The 612-nt window shown below is 51.5% G+C and carries 1 protein-coding gene; it reads right to left on the bottom strand.

The annotated features are described in order from the left end of the window. Positions 1 to 612, bottom strand: a 612-nt coding sequence (locus H5158_RS22740) for an Ig-like domain-containing protein (protein WP_182740986.1), incomplete at both ends; no start/stop codon positions are given.

Below are 612 nucleotides of genomic sequence, written 5' to 3'. Positions count from 1 at the left end.
TAAGCTTGGTGCTGTTACTTGCCATGAACCATCAGCGAGGACGGTGGCACTTAATCCATAACTATCGCCATTGACATCCACGATACTGATGCTAACAACGGTGCCCGTAGGCTCGGTTGAGGTACCCGTAATCGTTGGTGTCGCATTGTTTCCAAGGCCATTATCATTAACCATAACAACAGGCACTGAGATATCAATAGTGCCCGTTAAGTTGACTTGCGTGCTATTTCCAGCCGCATCCAGGATGGTCGTCTCAACGCTGTAATCGCCCTCGCTCAAGCCATTTGGTACTTCCACAGACCATTGACCATTGCTTTGTACTGTCGCGCTTAGGGTTTGTTCGACCCCGTTAGCATCGGTAACCACTAAGGTCACTGTGCCACCGATTTCATTGCTGGTGCCACTGAATACCGGGGTGACGTCACTGCCAGCACCGACACCTTGTACAGTGAGACTCGGCGAGGTGGTATCAATCACACCACTAACCGAGTCGGTGGTTTCGTTGCCAACACCATCAAGGACACTGACATCAACACTAAACGCACCATCAGGCAGTGGGGTTGTCGGGCTAATTACCCAATCACCATTGGCATCCACGGTGGCGCTGAGGGT

The organism is Pseudoalteromonas sp. SR45-6, from assembly GCF_014163545.1.
Taxonomy (GTDB): Bacteria; Pseudomonadota; Gammaproteobacteria; order Enterobacterales; family Alteromonadaceae; genus Pseudoalteromonas; species Pseudoalteromonas rhizosphaerae.
The sequence above is the reverse complement of the archived record's forward strand: the minus strand, read 5'-3'. Positions and strand labels throughout refer to the sequence as shown.